The 19,403-nt window shown below is 72.7% G+C and carries 22 protein-coding genes, 1 tRNA gene and 2 pseudogenes; 16 read left to right on the top strand and 9 right to left on the bottom strand.

Annotated features, from left to right (window positions below; all coding sequences use genetic code 11):
- Window positions 1-147: 147 nt before the first annotated feature.
- Genes ACZ44S_RS21575 through ACZ44S_RS21560 form a run of 4 tightly spaced genes read right to left on the bottom strand, consistent with a single transcriptional unit; the run spans window position 148 to window position 4,541 of the window.
- A complete protein-coding gene (locus ACZ44S_RS21575; protein ID WP_466931416.1) occupies window positions 148-921 on the bottom strand; it encodes an SDR family NAD(P)-dependent oxidoreductase in 774 nt (257 codons plus the stop codon).
- Window positions 918-1,397, bottom strand: a complete 480-nt coding sequence (locus ACZ44S_RS21570) for a cupin domain-containing protein (RefSeq protein ID WP_466931414.1) — start codon at window positions 1,395-1,397, stop codon at window positions 918-920. Before ACZ44S_RS21570 ends, ACZ44S_RS21575 begins: the two co-directional genes overlap by 4 nt.
- Window positions 1,394-2,002 (bottom strand): GNAT family N-acetyltransferase, encoded by a 609-nt coding sequence (locus ACZ44S_RS21565; RefSeq protein WP_466931412.1) that lies wholly within the window; start codon window positions 2,000-2,002, stop codon window positions 1,394-1,396. Before ACZ44S_RS21565 ends, ACZ44S_RS21570 begins: the two co-directional genes overlap by 4 nt.
- Window positions 1,995-4,541, bottom strand: coding sequence for a penicillin acylase family protein (locus ACZ44S_RS21560; RefSeq protein WP_466931410.1), 2,547 nt, complete (start codon window positions 4,539-4,541; stop codon window positions 1,995-1,997). The genes ACZ44S_RS21565 and ACZ44S_RS21560 overlap by 8 nt, the downstream gene beginning before the upstream one ends.
- A 76-nt stretch (window positions 4,542-4,617) precedes the next feature.
- Here ACZ44S_RS21560 and ACZ44S_RS21555 point away from each other — a divergent pair, with 76 nt between their 5' ends.
- The 4 genes from ACZ44S_RS21555 (at window position 4,618) to ACZ44S_RS21540 (ending at window position 7,259) form a co-directional block, all read left to right on the top strand.
- A complete protein-coding gene (locus ACZ44S_RS21555; RefSeq protein WP_466931408.1) occupies window positions 4,618-5,340 on the top strand; it encodes a siderophore-interacting protein in 723 nt (240 codons plus the stop codon).
- 24 nt (window positions 5,341-5,364) lie between these two features.
- Entirely contained in the window at window positions 5,365-5,967 is a 603-nt protein-coding gene (locus ACZ44S_RS21550; RefSeq protein ID WP_466931406.1) for an HhH-GPD-type base excision DNA repair protein, read from the top strand.
- A gap of 191 nt (window positions 5,968-6,158) precedes the next feature.
- Window positions 6,159-6,455, top strand: a complete 297-nt coding sequence (locus ACZ44S_RS21545) for a type II toxin-antitoxin system VapB family antitoxin (RefSeq protein WP_004943146.1) — start codon at window positions 6,159-6,161, stop codon at window positions 6,453-6,455.
- Window positions 6,456-6,647: 192 nt separating this feature from the next.
- Window positions 6,648-7,259: a LytR C-terminal domain-containing protein gene (locus tag ACZ44S_RS21540; RefSeq protein WP_466931495.1), complete on the top strand. Its 612-nt coding sequence runs from the start codon at window positions 6,648-6,650 to the stop codon at window positions 7,257-7,259.
- Between the two features lie 12 nt (window positions 7,260-7,271).
- Here the strand turns inward: ACZ44S_RS21540 and upp are convergent, their stop codons facing one another.
- Entirely contained in the window at window positions 7,272-7,907 is a 636-nt protein-coding gene (gene upp, locus ACZ44S_RS21535) for a uracil phosphoribosyltransferase (protein ID WP_149547823.1), read from the bottom strand.
- Between the two features lie 137 nt (window positions 7,908-8,044).
- Here upp and ACZ44S_RS21530 point away from each other — a divergent pair, with 137 nt between their 5' ends.
- The 8 genes from ACZ44S_RS21530 to ACZ44S_RS21495 all read left to right on the top strand — a co-directional run bounded on the left by ACZ44S_RS21530 (window position 8,045) and on the right by ACZ44S_RS21495 (window position 12,493).
- A complete protein-coding gene (locus tag ACZ44S_RS21530; RefSeq protein WP_466931404.1) occupies window positions 8,045-8,284 on the top strand; it encodes a hypothetical protein in 240 nt (79 codons plus the stop codon).
- Window positions 8,285-8,553: 269 nt separating this feature from the next.
- On the top strand, window positions 8,554-9,093 hold the full coding sequence (locus ACZ44S_RS21525) for a tRNA adenosine deaminase-associated protein (RefSeq protein WP_466931493.1): 540 nt from the start codon (window positions 8,554-8,556) through the stop codon (window positions 9,091-9,093).
- 65 nt (window positions 9,094-9,158) lie between these two features.
- Window positions 9,159-9,590, top strand: a complete 432-nt coding sequence (gene tadA, locus ACZ44S_RS21520; protein WP_466931491.1) for a tRNA adenosine(34) deaminase TadA — start codon at window positions 9,159-9,161, stop codon at window positions 9,588-9,590.
- 45 nt (window positions 9,591-9,635) lie between these two features.
- Window positions 9,636-9,720, top strand: a tRNA-Ser gene (locus ACZ44S_RS21515).
- A gap of 100 nt (window positions 9,721-9,820) precedes the next feature.
- The gene (locus ACZ44S_RS21510) at window positions 9,821-9,997 is read left to right on the top strand and encodes a hypothetical protein (protein ID WP_466931402.1); all 177 of its coding nucleotides are present in this window, start codon (window positions 9,821-9,823) and stop codon (window positions 9,995-9,997) included.
- Window positions 9,997-10,290 (top strand): Dabb family protein, encoded by a 294-nt coding sequence (locus tag ACZ44S_RS21505; protein ID WP_466931400.1) that lies wholly within the window; start codon window positions 9,997-9,999, stop codon window positions 10,288-10,290. The genes ACZ44S_RS21510 and ACZ44S_RS21505 overlap by 1 nt, the downstream gene beginning before the upstream one ends.
- Before the next feature lie 208 nt (window positions 10,291-10,498).
- Window positions 10,499-11,335 carry an RNA polymerase sigma factor SigF gene (locus ACZ44S_RS21500; RefSeq protein ID WP_190164814.1) on the top strand — a complete coding sequence of 279 codons (837 nt, stop codon included), beginning with the start codon at window positions 10,499-10,501 and terminating at the stop codon, window positions 11,333-11,335.
- A 246-nt stretch (window positions 11,336-11,581) separates the two neighbouring features.
- A complete protein-coding gene (locus tag ACZ44S_RS21495; protein ID WP_466931398.1) occupies window positions 11,582-12,493 on the top strand; it encodes an RNA polymerase sigma factor SigF in 912 nt (303 codons plus the stop codon).
- Between the two features lie 128 nt (window positions 12,494-12,621).
- On the opposite strand, the gene ACZ44S_RS21490 is transcribed toward ACZ44S_RS21495, so the two are convergent.
- Window positions 12,622-12,816, bottom strand: a complete 195-nt coding sequence (locus ACZ44S_RS21490) for a hypothetical protein (protein ID WP_466931396.1) — start codon at window positions 12,814-12,816, stop codon at window positions 12,622-12,624.
- A 232-nt stretch (window positions 12,817-13,048) separates the two neighbouring features.
- Here ACZ44S_RS21490 and ACZ44S_RS21485 point away from each other — a divergent pair, with 232 nt between their 5' ends.
- The 3 genes and pseudogenes from ACZ44S_RS21485 (at window position 13,049) to ACZ44S_RS21475 (ending at window position 16,811) form a co-directional block, all read left to right on the top strand.
- The gene (locus ACZ44S_RS21485; RefSeq protein WP_466931394.1) at window positions 13,049-13,540 is read left to right on the top strand and encodes a MarR family winged helix-turn-helix transcriptional regulator; all 492 of its coding nucleotides are present in this window, start codon (window positions 13,049-13,051) and stop codon (window positions 13,538-13,540) included.
- Between the two features lie 85 nt (window positions 13,541-13,625).
- Window positions 13,626-16,022, top strand: coding sequence for an MFS transporter (locus ACZ44S_RS21480; protein ID WP_466931392.1), 2,397 nt, complete (start codon window positions 13,626-13,628; stop codon window positions 16,020-16,022).
- Between the two features lie 86 nt (window positions 16,023-16,108).
- Window positions 16,109-16,811 (top strand): annotated as a pseudogene (locus tag ACZ44S_RS21475) (YceI family protein).
- A 19-nt stretch (window positions 16,812-16,830) separates the two neighbouring features.
- Here the strand turns inward: ACZ44S_RS21475 and ACZ44S_RS21470 are convergent.
- Entirely contained in the window at window positions 16,831-17,553 is a 723-nt protein-coding gene (locus ACZ44S_RS21470) for a GAF and ANTAR domain-containing protein (protein ID WP_466931390.1), read from the bottom strand.
- Between the two features lie 177 nt (window positions 17,554-17,730).
- Here ACZ44S_RS21470 and ACZ44S_RS21465 point away from each other — a divergent pair, with 177 nt between their 5' ends.
- Window positions 17,731-18,201: a PPOX class F420-dependent oxidoreductase gene (locus ACZ44S_RS21465; RefSeq protein WP_466931388.1), complete on the top strand. Its 471-nt coding sequence runs from the start codon at window positions 17,731-17,733 to the stop codon at window positions 18,199-18,201.
- A gap of 19 nt (window positions 18,202-18,220) precedes the next feature.
- On the opposite strand, the gene ACZ44S_RS21460 is transcribed toward ACZ44S_RS21465, so the two are convergent.
- Both ACZ44S_RS21460 and ACZ44S_RS21455 read right to left on the bottom strand, forming a co-directional pair.
- On the bottom strand, window positions 18,221-18,994 hold the full coding sequence (locus ACZ44S_RS21460; protein ID WP_466931386.1) for a TetR/AcrR family transcriptional regulator: 774 nt from the start codon (window positions 18,992-18,994) through the stop codon (window positions 18,221-18,223).
- Window positions 18,988-19,403: pseudogene (locus ACZ44S_RS21455) on the bottom strand (hypothetical protein); the annotation flags it as partial. The pseudogene ACZ44S_RS21455 and the gene ACZ44S_RS21460, both read right to left, overlap by 7 nt.

The following is a 19,403-nucleotide window of genomic DNA, read 5'->3' as shown; positions in this document are numbered from 1 at the left end:
GTGACAACCGGCCGGTGTCCGGCAACGGGTGGGCCCCGGCACAGGCAGCCTCGTCGGGGGCGCCGGGGACCGAACGACGTACCGTGCCCGGCCTGCTCCTCAGCTCCGGCGGACACACTCTCCCCGCGCTGCGGCCGGCGGGACGGCTCACCAGGTCGGGCGGGTCGAGGCTCCTCCGTCCACGACGAGGTCGTGGCCCGTCACCCAGGAAGCGAGCCGCGAGGCCAGGAACACGCACGCGTCGCCGACGTCCTCCGCGCGGCCGAGGCGGCCCACGGCGGACGCCTCCCGCCAGCGGCGTACGCCCTCCGGCCAGGCCTCGTCGAGGCCCTCCCGGTCGATCAGCCCCGGCGAGACGGTGTTGACGCGGACGCCCCATGGCCCGTACTCCGCGGCCGCCGCGCGGGCGTGCATCACCACGGCCGCCTTGGCCGCGCTGTAGTGGGCGTGACCGGGTGCCGGGCTGCGGGCCTCGACGGAGGCGATGTGGGTGACGGAGCCGCCGCCGTCCTGGTCGCGCATGTGCCGTGCCGCCGCCTGGGTGCAGGCGAAGACGCCGGTGAGGTTGGTGTCCACGACCGCGCGCCACTCGGCCGCGGTCATCCCGGCGAGCTGCTGGACGGGCTGAATTCCGGCGTTGTTGACCAGCGCGGTCAGCCGGCCGCCGCCCCACTCGGCCGCCTCGGCCACCACGCGGTGGCAGGCGTCCTCGTCGGTGAGGTCCGCGCGGAGCACGACGGCCTTGCCGCCCGACTCCCGGATGCGCTCGGCGGTGTCCCGCGCGGACGCCACCGAGGTGCGGCAGTGCAGCGCCACGGCCGCGCCCTCCTCGGCGAACCGCAGCGCGATGCCCCGGCCGATGCCGCCGCCCGCGCCCGTGACCAGGGCGACCTGCCCCCGGAGCAGTCCGGCGCCGCTCATGGGCGGCACAGCTCCGCGATGAGCGCCGCCCGGTCGGGGTGGCGTGCCGTCAGTTCCTCCCCGTGGCCGTGCTCGTAGCCGTCGAAGGTGAACCCGGGCGCCATCGTGCAGCCGAAGAACGTCCAGGCGCCGCCCGCCGCCACCCGCGCACCCATCCAGGTGCCGGCGGGGACGGTGAGCTGGACGTGCTGGCCGCCGAGGACGTCCGGGCCGAGGACGGGGGTGCGGGAGGTGCCGTCGGGGGCGAGGAGGAGCATCTGCAGCGGGTCGCCGAGGTAGAAGTGCCAGATCTCGTCCGTGGGCAGCCGGTGCAGGGCGGAGTGGTCGCCGGGCGCGTCGGTGAGCAGGGCGACGATGGCGGTGCCCTCGGGCCGGCCGTCGGGGCGTTCGGGACCTGCCCAGGTCTGACGGAACCGCCCGCCCTCGCGGGGGAGCGGCTCCAGACCGTAGTGGGCGACGAGGTCGTCGGGGGTCACCCGCCGAAGGCTACCTCGCGGGTGAGGAAGGCGAGTTGCGCCTTCTTCTCCGGGATGTGCACGTCGGGCAGGTCGATCTCCGGCAGGACGACCGTGGGGCCGGCGGTGAAACCCTGCCTGAGGAAGCGGGCGATCGCCTTGTCGTTGGCCACGTCCGGGTCGACCACCACCCGCCTGCGGTCCAGCACCACCAGGACGTACGTGGCGATGGCGGCGAGCAGCCCGCCCGTCCAGCCGGAGCGGGCGCCCTCCGGCGCGGCGGGGGCGAGGAGCAGGTGGACGCCGATGTCGCCGGATTCGACGGGGTAGCACTCGCCGACGCGGTCGGCCTGAGGTTCATACGTCTGGAGGAGCGCGGCCGGGGTGCCGTCCTTGAGGACGAGGTACGCGTGGTGGGTGTCGAGGGTGTCCATGTGGGCGTAGATCTCGGCGACCCGCTGCTCGGTCAGGCCGTTCATGCCCCAGAAGGCGGCGCGTTCCTCGCTCACCCAGCGGTGCAGCAGGGGCGCGTCGGCGGCCGGGTCCAGCGGCAGGACGCGTACGGAGCCGAAGCCGTCGACCTGCTGTTCGTGGACGGCCGCGCGGGAGGTGTACGGGTCAGACATCGGTCTCCTTCTTCAACTGCGCCCAGTCGGTCAGGACCGGGGCCAGGTCACCGGCGAGCCAGAGGGCCTGCTGATCGCGGTGGTGGGGTGAGCCGGGGACGCCACAGGCGCCGAGCGGCACCACCCAGCGGCTGTCCTCGCGCCGGGCCAGGTCCCAGACGTAGCGGGCGGCCGGGCCGCGCGCGGCGAGGTCGGTGAGGCCGGGCACGGGGGAGGTGCAGAGCACGCAGTCGTGGTCTCCGGACAGGCCGGGTTCCTCCTGCGGTGTCTCCGGCGGCAGGGCCCGCCAGGGGACGAGGCGGTGGGTGTCGCCCCAGGTGCCGGCGGGCGGCCGGGCTGCGACCTCCTCCAGCGCGGCGCGTACGGCGGCCGGACGGTCGATGCCGAACTGGTCGTCGGCGGTGAGGAGGTGTTCGAGGGCGTGCCCGATGCGCGGGACGAGGGCGAGCCAGGGCCGGAACACCTCGGGGTACGGGGGTGGCGCGGCCGTCGCCGCGAAGGCGGGGTCGGCCGCGAGCCGGCGGACGAGCGCGCTGCGGACGGCGGCGAAGGCGGCCGCGTCGGCGCTGTCCGCGTCCATGTGGCGGTTCCAGTGCAGCAGGCGGTCACGCAGGGCGGCGGCGGGCTCGGTGAGGGTTCGGGGGTCGAGGGCGGCGAGGTGGTTCAGGAGGGGGGCGGCGGAGGCGAGCTGCGTGTCCATGTGGATGGCGGACATGTCGGCGGCGGACCAGCGCGTCCGCCGGCCCAGCAGGGTGGAGATGCGGTCGGCGCGGTGTGGCGGGGCGAACTCGACGCCGAGCGGGGCGGAGGGGCCGCGCTGGTTCGCCATCACGGCGACACCGTCGGTGAGTCCGTCGCGCGGGGGCGCGTGCCAGCCCCGCCACTCGTGACCCGGCTCCCACGCGGGGACGAGGCGGGTGCCGTTGGCCTTCGCGCGGAGGGGGACCCGGCCCGCCACCCGGTGCAGGGTGCCGCCCTCGGTGTCGGCGGCGAGGACGACGTTGACCGGTTCGGCCCACAGGTCGACGGCCCGGTCCACGTCGGCGGTGCGGCGGGCCCGCAGCAGCGGCAGCAGCGCGCCGAAGCCGAGGTCGCCGGTGACCCGGGGCGGGTAGCGGAGGGCGACGGCGAGCGGGGGTTCGCCGGGCTCGGGAACACCGTCGTCGAGGCCCTCGGGTCCGCCGATGACGACGGGGCCCCGGTCGGTCTCGATGACCTCCACCTCGACCGGGTCCTCACCCGCCACCTCGACGGTCTCGGTGTGCCGGGCGGCCCGCCGCCATGTCCCGTCCGGGCCGAGCGCCTCCACACCGGCACCGGTGCGGCGCAGCCGTTCGCGGTAGAGGTCCTGGTAGTCGGCCATGGCGTTGGTGATGGCCCAGGCGACCGTGCCGGTGTGGCCGAAGTGGGCGACGCCGGGGACGCCGGGCACGGCGAGGCCGACGACGTCGAACTCCGGGCAGGACAGGCGGATCTGCTGGTACACACCCGGGTCCTCGATGAACCGGTGCGGATCGCCTGCGATCACCGCCTGCCCGGTGACCGTGCGCTCCCCGGCGACCAGCCAGCCGTTGCTGCCGGAGGTACCGGGGCCGTCGGCGGCGAACAGGCCCACGGCGCCCTCCCCGAGGTGGGTACTGACGTGGTCGCGCCAGAGCTTGGCGGGAAACCCGGCGAAGAGGATGTGCGTGGCGAGCCAGACGGCAAGCGGCGTCCACACCTCCCACCGACCGGGCACGAGCCCGGCACGAGCGAACTCGGGCGCGAGGCCCGCGCCGTCGGCGGGGCTGTGAGCGGGGCCACCGCCGCCCGGGCCGCCCGTCCCCTCGGGGAAGTCGGCGGCCCGGCCTCCCGGACCGCCGCCCGGCACATCGGCACGCACCCCGGTCCCCCCGGCAGACACCCGCTCCCGCCCGGCACCCTCCGCCCCTGAACCCGCAACGCCGGCCCCACACACCGGAACCCCACCCGGCACATCACCCCACACTCCCGCGTCCCCGGCAGACACCCGCTCCCGCCCGGCGCCGGCTCTCGCGGAGTCCGCGGGCCCGGGTGGGCTGTCGGCAGAGGCCTCGGCCCCCGGCCCGGGCCGCGCGCCTGCCCGCCGGGCCGGCGTCGACTCGTCGGGCGTCCCTCCACGGCGCGCAGGCCCGGTGGAGCCGCCGGCCAGTCCGGCGGCGGGTGCCTCGGGCCGCGGCCCGGGCCGGGTCTCGCCGTTCCGGAGGGAGGTCAGGGTCTCGTTGATTCCCGTCACGTACGCCCGGATCCATTCCGCCGTCTCCGGGTCCCGTCGCTCCAGTTCGGCGTAGCAGCGGCGGGCCGTGTCGGACAGGCGGGCGCGGCGGACGAAGCGGTCCCAGGGGAGGGCCTCGGGGCCCAGGAAGGACGCCGAGGTGCCCTGCGCGCGGTGGCGTTCCACCTCGAGCTGCCAGGCCCGGTCGAGGGCGGTGACCCGGCCCTGGGTGCGCGCGAGTTCGTTCGCGCTGTCCGCGCGCAGATGCGGGATGCCCCAGGGGTCCCGGAAGATCTCGCCGGTCACTGTGCCCTCATTTCACTTTAGGTTAGGCTCCCCTAAGTAAACCGTGGCGGAATGGTACGCGAAGGGTGTAGAGGCGATGGGGCAGGGGCGGGGTTGGGAGGGCGCGGTCCTCAAGTTGCTGCGCGCGAAGGACTTCACGTTCACCGTGACGGGGAGCGAGGACGTCACCGCCGACTACCGGCGGGTGCACTTCACCGACGGCGGGCTGCTGACGGCCGCCGGCGTCCACCCCACCATGTGGGTGCGGCTGTGGTTCGACAACGCGGGCAAGCCGCACCAGCGCGCGTACACCCTGGTCGACCCGGACCCGGCGGCCGGCACCTTCAGTCTGGAGTTCGCGCTGCACGAGGGATGCGCCAGCGACTGGGCGCGCGCGGCGAAGCCCGGGGACACCATCGAGGCGACCGTGCAGGGCACCGGGTTCGAGAACCCCGCCCCCGCGCCCTCGCACGTGCTCGTGGTCGGCGACCCGGCCTCCCTCCCGGCCATCAACTCCCTGCTCGGCACCCTGGGCTCCGCGCCGGCGACGATCTGGTTCGAGGGCACCCTCGACGGACTGCCCTGCCGCGCCGAACCCGGCCGGCACGAGGTGCGCGAGGTGCCCCGGCGGCAGGCAGGAGCGGCGCTCGTCGAGCGCGTACGGGCCGAGCTGCCCGAACTGCTGCGGGCCGGCCCCGACCCGTACGTGTGGATCGCCTGCGACACCACGACCACCCGGACGCTCTCGGCGTTCGTGCGCAAGGAGCTCGGCGTGCCCAAGCAGCGGCTGCACGCGCTGGGGTACTGGCGCGCGGCCTGAGCCGCGACGCGCGATCATCGGGGCATGGACGTCACTCTTCACCTCGCCCAGGACCCCGATGCCGACGCCCTGCTGGGCCGCAGCCCGCTCGCCGCGCTGACCGGGATGCTGCTGGACCAGCAGATCCCGATGGAGTGGGCGTTCAAGGGCCCGGCGACGATCGCCGAGCGGCTCGGCGCGGACGATCTGGACGCGCACGAGATCGTCGCGTACGACCCCGACGCGTTCGCGGCGCTGCTCTCCGACAAGCCGGCCGTGCACCGCTACCCGGGCTCCATGGCGGGCCGCATCCAGCAGCTGTGCCGGTACCTCGTCGAGCACTACGACGGTGACGCCGAGGCCGTCTGGCGGGACGTCGGCGACGGCAAGGAGCTGCTGAAGCGGCTGCAGGACCTGCCGGGGTTCGGCAAGCAGAAGGCGCAGATCTTCCTCGCCCTCCTCGGCAAACAGCTCGGCGTCCGGCCCACGGGCTGGCGGGAGGCCGCGGGGGCGTACGGCGAGGAGCAGGCGTTCCGCTCCGTCGCCGACATCACGGGGCCGGAGTCGCTCACCAAGGTGCGGGCGCACAAGCAGGAGATGAAGGCCGCGGCCAAGGCGGCCAAGGCGGCGAAGAAGGCGGGCGCTTGACACCGAACCCTTTCGGGGGAATCGGCCGCAGGGGGCACGCGATCGGGCCCGGAACACCGCGGTGGCGTCACCCAACAGCGGACGCGCCGCGCCGAGGAAGCCCGTTTCCACCCGGTTTCGCGTGCCTTTTCCGGCGCCGTACTGCGCCGCCATGGCTGCGCCCGGAACGTCTTGACCGGTAGGCTTTCCGTGTGATCTTCAAGCGCATCGGAAACGGCCGGCCGTACCCCGACCACGGCCGGGAAAGCACCCGGCAGTGGGCGGACGTCGCGCCGCGCCCGGTCCGCCTCGATCAGCTCGTGACGACCAAGCAGCAGCTCGATCTCGAGACCCTGCTCGCCGAGGACTCGACCTTCTACGGCGACCTCTTCGCGCACGTCGTGAAGTGGCAGGGCGACCTGTACCTGGAGGACGGACTGCACCGCGCCGTGCGGGCGGCGCTCCAGCAGCGCCAGGTGCTGCACGCGCGCGTGCTCGAACTGGACTGAGGCACCCGCACCGCCGGTCCGCCTCATACCCTCCCGGGGCCCGTTCCGCCCGCCCCGGCGCCCGTTCGGGAGCCCTTCCACGGCCGGTTTGGCCCTTTCGGGTCGGACTGCACCCAGTCGAATGATCATCTGGTAGGCACGGACGCCCCGGCGCACTACGCTGCGCTCATGAGCATGCTCACTCCACCTGGCATGGGCGGCCAGTACCGGATCACGGGCGACAGGTACCCGCGAATGCGCCGGCCCCGGCGGCGCGGGAGGATCGTCGCGCTGGCCGTCACCTCCGTCGCCGTACTCGGCGTCGGCGGCTGGGGCACCCTGCAGCTCATCGACGTGTTCACCGGCGGCGGCGACTCCGTGTCCGCGGCCGGCACCAAGGCCGGCTGCGCCACCAGGGCGACCCCCGCGGCGGCGCCCAAGGCGTTCCCCGTGCCCGGCACGATCACGGTCAACGTCCTCAACGCCACGACCCGCGGCGGACTGGCCCAGAAGACGGCCGACGAGCTGAAGAAGCGCGGCTTCAAGATCGGCGAGGTCGCCAACGCGACCAAGGAGTACGACAAGAAGGTCAAGGGCACCGGTGTGCTGCTCGGCCCCTCCGCCGCGCTCGACACCGCGCTGCCGGTGCTCGGCACCCAGCTCCCCGGCGCCGAACGCCGCACCGATCCCGCCCGCAAGGGCGGCGAGATCGACCTCATCATCGGTGACGGGTTCCGGGAGCTGTCGAAGAAGGCGGACGCCGACCGGGCCCTGACCGCACTGGCCGCCCCGGAACCGACGCCCGCCTCGAAGAAGAACTGCTGACGGGACCGCGGTCTACTCGGCCGCCCCGTACATCCGGTCCCCCGCGTCGCCGAGGCCCGGCACGATGTAGCCGTGCTCGTTGAGCCGCTCGTCGACGGACGCCGTCACGACCGTCACCGGCGTTCCGGCCAGCTCGCGCTCCATGACCTCGACGCCCTCGGGCGCCGCCAGCAGCACCACGGCGGTCACATCGTCCGCGCCGCGCTTGATCAGCTCCTGGATCGCCGCGACCAGCGTGCCGCCCGTGGCCAGCATCGGGTCCAGGACGTAGACCTGCCGCCCGGAGAGGTCCTCCGGCATCCGGGTGGCGTACGTCGAGGCCTGCAGCGTCTCCTCGTTGCGGATCATGCCGAGGAAGCCCACCTCGGCGGTCGGCAGCAGCCGGACCATGCCGTCCAGCATGCCGAGACCGGCCCGCAGGATCGGCACCACCAGCGGACGCGGGTGGGAGAGCTTGACGCCCGTGGTCCGCTCCACCGGCGTCCGGATGTCGACCTGTTCGGTGCGCACGTCGCGCGTGGCCTCGTAGGCGAGCAGGGTGACCAGCTCGTCGGCGAGACGGCGGAAGGTCGCGGAATCGGTGCGCTGGTCGCGCAGCGTGGTGAGCTTGTGGGCGACCAGAGGGTGGTCGACGACGTGGAGACGCATGCCGTCAACATTAACCGGGCCCCGAGGGCTCGGTGTCCCCGCGCACGGCAAGCGAGCCGGGCCCCCGTCACTCGTTCGCTGGCGTCAAACCGCCCGTCCGGGGGAAGGTGGGAGGGACGGACTGGGGTGATGAATCAATGCCTGAGCAGGAAGAGCGGCACGATCCGTCGCTGCGCGAAACGCCCGGCCCGGCCGGGAACGGGATGGGCCGTGCGGCCGGTGCCGAGGCCGAGTCGGAGGCCGAACGACGACGGCGCCGCGCCCGGTTCCTGCGCGAACTCGCCGAGGCCCGCGCACTGCGTGACCGGGTCCAGCCGCGCCGCGCCAAGGCCGCCCGGCTGCGGCACGCGATGCGCATGCGCACCTTCCGCTGGTAGACAGCACCTCCCGAGTGCCGCGCGGGTGCGGCGGGCGGGGCCGCGTACGATCCGCACGTGGCGGCAACGAGCACGCCGGTGAGCCTCTCGGAGGCGCACACGGCGAACTGCGATCAAAACTGGCGGACACAGGGAGCGGAAGGCATCCCCTGACGGCCTTGTTTCTGCCACGATTCCGAGTGGGCGGGGCTCGGCGCACCGACCTCGCCCGCACACCTCCGCCGGGGGGATTCCCAACCGGCACGCCTATGACCAGTGGGAGAGTCACGGTGTACTTCGCCGCACTGCTCGCGCGCACCGAAGACGGGTGGGAAGCGAGCGACACGGAGCTCGACGATGTGGAAACCCTGTCGGATCTGGCCGACCTGGCCCGGGAAGCCTCTCCCGACGAGGACACGGTGCTCGTGCTGATCGAGCAGGAGGAGGGCTGGTTCGGCGTCGTCCGCGTGGACGGCGAGGAGGACCCCCGGGTCTACGTGTCCGACGCCGCCGCGGCCGCCCGCAGCAGCTACGGCGAGATCCTGCTCACCGACGAGCTGCTCGGCCGGGAGCCCGGGGACGACGGCACCGACCTGGACGCCCTCGACCTCGACGGCACGGAGGACGGGGAGCCGGACGACGAGGACGCCGAGGACGGCGCCGCGACGCCCGGTTCCGCCGACGCCGTGCCGCACGGACCGGTCGGTGACGCCCAGGTCCTGGAGGACCTGGGCGTGAGCGAGAAGGAGTTGCGTTCGATGACCGGGGACGCCGTCAACGAGATCGCCGACGCCCTGGGCGCCTCGGAGGTCCTGGAGACCGTCCGCTGACCGTGCCGACCACCACCACCGTGTCCGGACCGCCGGATCCGGTACGCGACCGCTGGCGGGCGGCGATGCGACTCGCCCTGGACGAGGCCGCACGGGCCGTCCGGGGCGGTGACGTCCCCGTCGGCGCCGTCGTGCTGGCCCCGGACGGCAGCACCGTGCTGGCCGCCGCCCACAACGAACGCGAGGCCGTCGGCGACCCCACGGCCCACGCGGAGGTCCTCGCCGTGCGACGGGCCGCCGCACGGCTCGGGGAGTGGCGGCTGACCGGCTGCACCCTGGTGGTGACGCTGGAGCCCTGCACGATGTGCGCGGGCGCGATCCAGCAGTCCAGGGCGGCCCGGCTCGTCTACGGCGCCCGGGACGAGAAGGCGGGCGCGGTCGGCTCCCTGTGGGACCTCGTCCGCGACCGGCGGCTCAACCACCGGCCCGAAGTGATCGGGGGAGTGCTCGCCGACGCGTGCTCCCGGCAGCTCACGGACTTCTTCCGCGAGCGCTGAATACCGATTTCAAACCACGCGCCACCTTGCTGTAAGGTCTCCCTCGGTAGCGTGTCCGAGCGGCCGAAGGAGCTCGCCTCGAAAGCGAGTGTGGCGCAAGTCACCGAGGGTTCAAATCCCTCCGCTACCGCTGGTGAAGGGCCTCGTCGTCGGACGGGGCCCTTCGTGCGATCATGGGCCCGCTCCACGCGTGTGACGACAGCGCACATCTGAGACAGGGGAGGGCCGCGATGGCGGTGAACGCGAAGAAGGCCGCCGTCTACGTCCTCGTGGTCTTCGTGCTGTATCTGATCATCACGGACCCGGAGAAGGCCGGCGACTACGTCACGGTCGGGTTCGAGGGCATCTCGGACGCCGCGAAGGCCATCGGCGACTTCATGACCTGGCTCGCCAACGGAGGTAAGTGATGATCCGCCATCTGGTGCTCTTCCGGCTGAACGAGGGCGTCGGGCGTGACGATCCGAGGGTCGTGGAGGGCGTGGAGGCCTTCCGTTCGCTCGACGGCAAGATCCCGGAGATCCGCTTCTGGGAGTGCGCCTGGAACATCAGCGACCGTCCCATCGCCTACGACTTCGCCATCAACTCGGCGTTCGACGACGCGGACGCGCTGCGCCGGTACGTGGAGCACCCGGAGCACCAGGCGGGTGTCGGACTGTGGCGCGAGTTCGCCACCTGGGTGATCGCCGACTACGAGTTCTGAGACTCCGCCCGGTCGCATCCGCGGACGTCTCCCGAGGGCCCCCTGTGGTGACGGCAGGGGGCTCCGGTGCGTCCGCGGGCACATGTCCCCCCTCGGCCTCCCTCAACACGGAATATGCGGTGCTTGCACACAGTGAGTCAGTCTTGTGATGCTATGACCGCTTTTGACGGATGAGTTGACGGACGATGTGAGCGATGAAGAGGTGGCGTTGACCGTGTCGGCCAGTACTGCGCCGCCCCAGGACGAGGTGTCCCCCGACACGGTCCAGACCCCCGCCAAGCGACGCGGCGCCGACACCCGCGCGCTGACCCAGGTGCTCTTCGGCCAGCTCAAGGATCTGGAGCCGGGCACGCCGGAGCACACCCGCGTGCGCGCGGCGCTCATCGAGGCGAACCTCCCGCTCGTGCGCTACGCGGCCGCCCGGTTCCGCTCCCGCAACGAGCCGATGGAGGACGTCGTCCAGGTCGGCACCATCGGGCTCATCAACGCCATCGACCGCTTCGACCCGGAGCGGGGCGTGCAGTTCCCGACGTTCGCGATGCCGACGGTGGTCGGCGAGATCAAGCGGTACTTCCGCGACAACGTCCGCACCGTCCACGTACCGCGCCGCCTGCACGAGCTGTGGGTCCAGGTCAACAGCGCGACGGAGGACCTCACCACCGCCTTCGGGCGCTCCCCGTCGACCGCCGAGATCGCCGAGCGGCTGCGCATCAGCGAGGAGGAGGTGCTCTCCTGCATCGAGGCGGGGCGCTCGTACCACGCCACCTCGCTGGAGGCCGCGCAGGAGGGCGACGGGATGCCGGGACTGCTGGACCGGCTCGGCTACGAGGACCCCGCCCTGGACGGCGTCGAGCACCGCGATCTGGTCCGGCATCTGCTCGTCCAGCTCCCCGAGCGGGAGCAGCGCATCCTGCTGCTGCGTTACTACAGCAATCTGACCCAGTCGCAGATCAGCGCGGAACTCGGTGTGTCGCAGATGCACGTGTCCCGCCTACTGGCGCGTAGCTTCCAGCGGCTGCGGTCCGCAAACAGGATCGACGCGTAACCGGAACGAGCGAATCGCTCACGAGTGCCGTTCTGTGCACTTCTGGTCCGAAAGCCCGTCAGACCCCTTGTTTCCAGGGCTGATTCGTATCTCGGATGTCGACATGTCACTACAGCGCGTTGCCGACATGTGACATTCTGCGGGAAGCGCGTTTGCCGGAGCTCCGGCGCCGGTATTCAGGTGAAGGCTGCGTTCCTCGGATCGGGAGCGTTCGCCGCGACCGTCCCGCGACCCAAAGGGGGTGGCATGTCCGCAGAACAGGGCAGCTCGAAGGTGCTCACGCTCGCGGAGAGCGAGACAGCTCCCCATGCTCTCGACGCACTCGGCCCCATCGATGAAGGCCCGGCCACACCGGTCCCGGAACTCCCGGACACCACGGAGGTTCCGGAGACGGCGGCCCTCGACACCCGCACCCTGTCCCGCTCCCTGTTCCTGCGGCTCGCCGTACTCGACGAGGACAGCCCCGAGCGTGCCTACGTCCGGGACACGCTGATCGAGCTCAACCTCCCGCTGGTGCGCTACGCGGCGGCCCGGTTCCGCTCGCGCAACGAGCCGATGGAGGACATCGTCCAGGTCGGCACCATCGGCCTGATCAAGGCGATCGACCGCTTCGACTGCGAACGCGGCGTGGAGTTCCCGACGTTCGCGATGCCGACGGTGGTCGGCGAGATCAAGCGGTTCTTCCGCGACACGTCGTGGTCGGTGCGGGTGCCGCGCCGGCTGCAGGAGCTGCGCCTGGCGCTGACGAAGGCCGGCGACGAGCTGTCCCAGAAGCTGGACCGCTCCCCCACGGTTCCCGAACTCGCCGCTGTGCTGGGCGTGTCGGAGGAGGACGTCGTCGACGGGCTCGCGGTCGGCAACGCGTACACGGCCTCCTCACTGGACTCCCCCACCCCCGAGGACGACGGTGGCGAGGGCTCCCTCGCAGACCGCCTCGGCTACGAGGACACGGCACTGGAAGGCGTGGAGTACCGGGAGTCGCTCAAGCCCCTGCTCGCCAAACTGCCGGCGCGTGAGCGGCGGATCATCATGCTGCGCTTCTTCGCCAACATGACCCAGTCACAGATCGGCGAGGAGGTCGGCATCTCCCAGATGCACGTCTCGCGGCTGCTCACACGGACGCTCGCCCAACTGAGGGAGGGCCTCATCTCCGACTGAGGCACCACGCGGCACGGGGCGCCGACAGGACGCCCCGTACGCGTATTCCCTTACCGCGGATGCGGATTCGTGGCCGCCGGGGCGCCCGCAGGGGCGCGACGGCGGCCGCCGTATTGCGCGGGCGCCGGTTACTTCAGCGCGAGCCAGGCCACCGCGGCCACGACCGCCACGGCCACGACGATGCCGACGATCAGTCCGATCCGGGGCCCGCCGCCCGCGGACGCGACCTGCCGGCCCTGGGGTGCCTCGTCGACGAACGCGCGGAACATCTGGGTGCTGCCGGCGGGGTCGTGCTGGCCCTGCGGGCCCTGGGTGTCAGCCATGGCACGAGACCCTAGCGAATCCCCGACGGGCGGCCCAAGCGGGGCGGGGGGGAGGGGCGCGCGGGCGACGGCGGCCGTACGTGGCCGGGACCGACGCGACCCGCCCCACCTGGGCGTTTACTGGAGCGATTACTTGCCTTTGCCAAGTTTTTGAGCCCTCCCGGGGATTTTTATTTGCCTGCGGCAACCATCAATCTCTACGGTTGCTTCAAGCAACGAAATGGGAGGTGCCATGGCCGCGTCGGCGCAGTACGAGGAGCTGGTCCGGCAGTTCAGCGCCTTCGGCGCCGTCAAGCGCGAGATGAACCGGCTCATGCCGGCCGACTGCCACGGCGGCTCCGCGTCCGTGCTGACGCTCCTGGGCCGCCACGGCGCCATGCGCATGAGCAGACTCGCCGAGCTGCTCTCCGTGGACATGTCCGTCACCAGCCGCCACGTCGCCCATCTGGCCGAGCGCGGCTGGATCGAGCGCTCCCCCGACCCGGCCGACAAACGGTCCCGCATCCTGCGGCTCACCCCCGCCGGCCAGGACCGGCTCGACGAGCTCTTCCGGCGGACCACCGAGCTGCTCGCCGAGCGCTTGGGCGACTGGACCGACGAAGAGGTCGAACGCCTCACCCAGCTGATGGCCCGGCTCAGGGACAGCTTCGGCGAGGGCCGCACCACAACCCGGCCGGCGCCTCCCGCACGCGCAGAGACCCTCCGTACACCCGCAAGCACATAAGAGAAGGACGCCCATGGCAACGACCACACCAACCGGTGTGCGGGCTCATGCCAAGCACGGGGGAGGCTCCTCGGGAGACGCTCCGATGACCCACCGGCAGATCATGGAGGCGCTGTCCGGGCTGCTGCTCGGCATGTTCGCCGCCATCCTGTCGTCGACCATCGTCACCAACGCCCTGCCCGAGATCGTGGGCGACCTCGGCGGCGGCCAGAGCGCCTACACCTGGGTCGTCACCGCCTCGCTGCTGACGATGACCGCTTCCACTCCCCTGTGGGGCAAGCTCGCCGACCTGTTCAGCAAGAAGGTCCTGGTCCAGATAGCCCTCTGCGTCTTCGTGCTGGGCTCCGTCGTGGCCGGCCTGGCGCAGAACCCGGCGATGCTCATCAGCGCGCGTGCCATCCAGGGCCTGGGCGCCGGCGGTCTGTCCGCCCTGGCCCAGATCATCATGGCCGCGATGATCTCCCCGCGTGAGCGCGGACGCTACTCCGGCTACCTCGGCGCCACCTTCGCCGTCGCGACCGTCGGCGGCCCGCTGCTCGGCGGGGTCATCACCGACACCAGCTGGCTCGGCTGGCGCTGGTGCCTCTACGTCGGCGTGCCCTTCGCGCTGATCGCGCTGATCGTGCTGCAGAAGACGCTGAACCTCCCGGTGCTCAAGCGCCAGGTCAAGGTCGACTGGGCGGGCGCCTTCTTCGTCACCGCCGCGGTCTGCCTGCTGCTCGTCTGGGTCACCTTCGCGGACGACAAGTACGCGTGGATGTCCTGGCAGACCGGCGCGATGGTCGGCGGCTCGATCGTGCTCACCCTGATCTTCCTGTTCGTCGAGAGCAGGGCCGCCGAGCCGATCGTCCCGCTGCGCCTGTTCCGCAACCGCACCATCACGCTGGCCTCGCTGGCCTCGCTGTTCGTCGGTATCGCGATGTTCGCCGGCACCGTCTACTTCAGCCAGTACTTCCAGCTGGCCCGGGACAAGTCCCCGACGATGTCGGGCGTCATGACGATCCCGATGATCGGCGGCCTGTTCGTGTCGTCCACGGTCTCCGGCATCATCATCACGCGGACCGGCCGGTGGAAGCGCTGGCTGCTGGCCGGCGGCGTGCTGCTGACGGCGGGCCTCGGCCTGCTCGGCACCATTCGGCACGACACCCCCTACTGGCACATCGGCGTCTTCATGGCGCTGCTGGGGCTCGGCGTCGGCATGATGATGCAGAACCTGGTGCTGTGCACACAGAACCAGGTGGCCCCCGGCGACCTGGGCGCCGCCTCCTCCGTGGTGACCTTCTTCCGGTCCCTCGGCGGTGCGGTGGGCGTCTCGGTGCTCGGCTCGGTCATGTCGAGCCGCATCAGCGGCTACGCCCAGGACACCATCGGGCAGCTCGACCCGCAGGAGCGGGCGGCGGCCGCCAAGGCCTCCGGCAGCGGCGCGATCCCCGACATGGACCTGCTGCCTCCGTCCATCCGCACCTGGCTGGAGAGCGCCTACGGGCACGGCATCGCCGACATCTTCCTGTACGTCGCCCCGGTCGCCCTGCTCGCGTTCCTGGTGACCCTGTTCATCAAGGAGGTCCCGCTGCGGACCACGGGCGCGCTCGCCCAGGCGGCGGAGGAGAAGGCCCCGGCACCCTCCGGCGAGAGCGGGAGCGCCCCGGACGAGAGCGCCCCGGACGGGAGCGCCATGAGCGGGAGCGCCCTGAGTGACGCCGCGGCCGTGTCCGCCGGCGGCGGAGGGATCCCGGTGCGCGGGGTCGTGCGCGGCGCGGACAGCGCGCCGGTGCCTCGGGCGGCCGTCACGCTGATCTCGCTGAGCGGGCGTCAGCTGTCGCGCTCGGTGGCGCAGGCCGACGGCTCCTACGCGGTGGACGCGCCCGGGACCGGCTCGTACGTCCTGATCGCGGCCGCCGACGGCCACCAGCCTCAGGCGTCCACGGTCGTGGTGGACGCACCGGTCGCCTACGACGTCCTGCTCAGCGGCACCGGCGGTCTGACCGGTCTGGTGCGCACGGCCGGAACCGGGGCGCCCGTGCCGGACGCCATGGTGATCGTCACCGATGTGCGCGGGGATCTGCTGGCCACCGGCAGCACCGGTGAGCAGGGCGAGTTCTCGTTCACCGAGCTGGTGCCGGGCGCGGTGACCGTCGCGGTGAACGCCGCCGGGTACCGTCCGCGCGCCCTGCCCGTCGAGGTGGGCGGCACCGGCGTGACCCGGGTCGAGGTCGACCTGGAGACCGGCGCCCGCGTCCAGGGCGTGGTCCGCGGCCCGCACGGCCCGCTGGCCGATGCCCGGGTCACCCTGGTCGACACGGCGGGCAACGTGGCCGGCACGGCGACGACCGGTGCGGACGGGGCGTACGCCTTCGCCGATCTGGACGGCGGCGAGTACACCGTGATCGCCACGGGCTACCCGCCGGTGGCCACCACGCTGACGGTCACCGGCGGCGGAGCCGACGACCACGACATCGCGCTCGCCCACCCCGGCGAGTAACGGAAAACCCCGGCCCGTGGCGGGCGAGCGCGTTCTGCAGCAAAGACGCGCCCCGCCGCGGGCCGGCCTCTTCAGGGCGCAACGGGATGCCACTGACCGACGGGGCCGGTACCCAGGTGCTGCGCGCCGAGGCGGACCCCGAGGGCGCCGTACGCGACGCCACCGACCCGGCGCCGGGGGCGTACACGGTCGTCGTCACCGCCGTCGGGTACGCGCCCGGCAAGGGCGGCGCCGGACTGCCGCCGCCCGGGCCGTGGGCCGTGGACCCGGCGCACTCGAGCGTGGCCGCCGTCGCCCAGCACCTGGGCATCTCCAGCGTGCGGGGCCGGTTCACCGGGTTCGCGGCCACGGTGGAGGTCGCGCCGGACGACGTCACCGCCTCGCGGGTGGAGGCGGTGATCCGGGCGGCGTCCGTCGACACCGGCAACGGGATGCGGGACACCCATCTGCGGTCCCCGGACTTCCTGGACGCCGGCCGGCACCCGGGGATCACCTACCGCTCCACCGGGCTGACCGAGGCGGGCCCCGGCCGCTGGACGGTCCACGGCGAGCTGTCCCTGCGCGGTGTGGTCCGCCCCGTGGGCCTCGGCCTGGCCTGCCTCGGCACCGGCGCGGACCCCTGGGGCGGCACCCGGGCGGGCCTTCCGCGCCACGGCCGAAGTGCGACGCGAGGACTTCGCGATGAACTACCACCAGGTGGTGCGGGCCGGTATCGCCGCGATCGGCACGACCCTGAAGGTGGAGCTCGACATCAAGGCGGTGCGCGGGGAGTCGCTCCCGGCCGCGTGAGGACCCGTCAGGGCCCGCCTCAGGGCTTGTTGTGGGCGTCGACGATACGGCGGGCGAGGTCACGCAGCTTCACGTTCTCCCGCTGCGAGGCCCGTACCAGGCTGTCGAAGGCGCCGGCCGCGTCGATGTCCATGCGCTCCATGAGGATGCCGGTGGCCTGGCCGATCATGTCCCGGGTGCGCATCGCCTCGGTGAGCTGCTCGCGCACGGTGGCGGAGTCGAGGGCGATGCCGACGTGCGCGCCGAGCAGCCGGCCGACCCGCAGCGCCGCCTCGTCGAAGGCGCGCGGCTTGCGGGCGTACGCGCTGAGCACGGTGAGCCGGCGGCGGTCCTCCCGCAGCCGCAGGGACAGTACGGAACGCAGGCCCAGCCCGGACAGCACGTCCTCGCCCCCGTCGCCCTCGCTGTCCTCGACCTCGGCCACCGGGGCGGTCCACAGACGGTGCCAGTACGGCTGCTGCCCGGCCGGGGGGTCGCCGTTCTCGGCGGCGCGGACCACCTCGTCGGTCCAGGCGAGCGTGGTGCGCCGGTTGTCGCGCTCTATCACCGAGATGGCGGCGTGGTCGGCGCCGGGCACCAGGTCCACCGCGAGCCGGACTGCCGTGTCCAGGGTGCTGTCCGGGGTCGACGTCTCGTGCAGTCGGCAGGCCGCGGCCGTCAGCGCTTCCGCCAGTTCCCCACCGGCAGGGAAACGGGGCAAATCAGAAAACCGGGATGCAGCCACCACGAACCTCTTCGGCATGCACGGCCGAACGGCCGTGCGCAGGAGAGCTCCGCAGCACATTCCTGACTGCGAGCACAGGACGTACAGAACTTTAACCGCTTCCACGGACGCGCTCCGACGTGGTGCGAGAGGTGGACGGGTGAGGAAGCGGCCCGGGTCCGCCCCGCCCCGGCGAAGGCGGCCTAGGCTGACGCCATGGCACCGAACATCGCGACGAACACCCGTGTCTCCCTCGACGAGTTGCTGGACTTCGTGCGGCCCCGGCACCGGGCGGTCCTGCTGACCCGGCGGGCCGACGGCGGCCCTCAGGGCTCTCCGCTGACCTGCGGGGTCGACGACTCGGGCCGGATCGTGGTCTCCACCTATCCCGAACGCGCCAAGACCCGCAACGCCAAGCGGGACTCCCGGGTGAGCCTGATCGTCCTCAGCGACGAATGGAACGGGCCCTGGGTGCAGATCGACGGCACCGCGGAGGTCGTCGACGCGCCCGAGTCCGTGGAGCCGCTGGTGGAGTACTACCGGAACATCGCGGGCGAGCATCCCGACTGGGACGAGTACCGGGCGGCGATGGTCAAGCAGGGCAAGTCGATCATCCGGATCACTCCGGAGCGCTGGGGCCCGGTGGCGACCGGCGGGTTCCCGGCCCGGCTGGCCGAGGGGGAGTAGGCGGGGGGAGCGCCCCGGATCAGTCCCCGCCGCGGGCCACCATCGCCTCGATGCCCGCGATCAGCAGGTCCAGGGCGAAGACGAAGTCCCGTTCCAGCATCTCCTCGACGGTGTCGCCGCCGCGGGCCTCCATGATCCTCGCCGACTCCTCGATGACCTCGGAGGCGTCCGGCGCCTGCGTCACCTCGCTCATGGCGTGCCGGTGGTACTCGTCGGCGGTCATGCCGGTGGCGGCGACACGGGCGTGGAAGTGGCCCTCGATGGTGCCGTAGCCGTACACGAACTGGAAGACGGCTGAGATGGCCCCGGTCACCCCGTGCGCGGGCAGTCCCGTCTTGCGGATGACCTGCTGGATCACTCGGGAGAAGGCCAGCGCGTTGGGCCCGATGTTGAGGAACCGGCCGGCCAGCGGCGACAGCCAGGGGTGGCGCACCAGCAGCGCGCGGTACTCGCGGGCGAGGGCGCGCAACTGGTCGCGCCAGTCCTCGTCGGCGGCGGGATCGGGCAGCGTGAGTTCGCCGAAGGTGCGGTCCAAGGCGAGTTCGAGGAGGTCGTCCTTGGTGTCGACGTACCAGTAGACGGACATCGCCGTCACGTCCAGCTCGGCGGCGAGGCGGCGCATGGAGAACTTGGCCGGGCCCTCGGCGTCCAGCAGCCGTACGGTGACCTCGGTGATCCTCTCCCGGTCCAGTCCCGACGGCTGCCCGCCGCCGCGGCCGCCCCCGCGGGTCCTGCCCTCCAGCCAGACACTGGTCCGCGGCGCACCGCCGGACCGCTGGGCTGCCCTCACCATGGCGCACCTTCCTCGACGTGCCGACACCGGTTCCTGCCGGGCACCCGTGCCCGGGTGTGCGGGATCCGGCTCTCAGGCCTTCTCCCCGAGTCTGCCCGGTCCGCCCGGCGCAGCAACGCCGCAGCGATCAGGCCGCCAGCAGCACGGCCACCGGCCCCACCAGCGGACTCGTCTCCGGTCCCGCGGAGAACGCGCCGGTGATCCGTGCCCGCTCGCCGTCCGAGCCCGCCGCCGCCGGCGCCGCCGGGAGCGAGCCCGCCGCCACCGGTACCGGTGCCGCGAACCGCGCGTTGAGCACCGCGCCCAGGACGGCGAACCCGAGCCCGTTGCCGGACTCGGCGAGGGTGCCGTTGATGGCGGCGCCGACGCCCGCCTTCTCGCGGGGCACGGAGCTCGTCACCGCGTGCGC

The organism is Streptomyces malachitofuscus (assembly GCF_055571035.1).
Note: the sequence above shows the minus strand (reverse complement) of the source record. Positions and strands in the feature narration are given on the sequence as shown.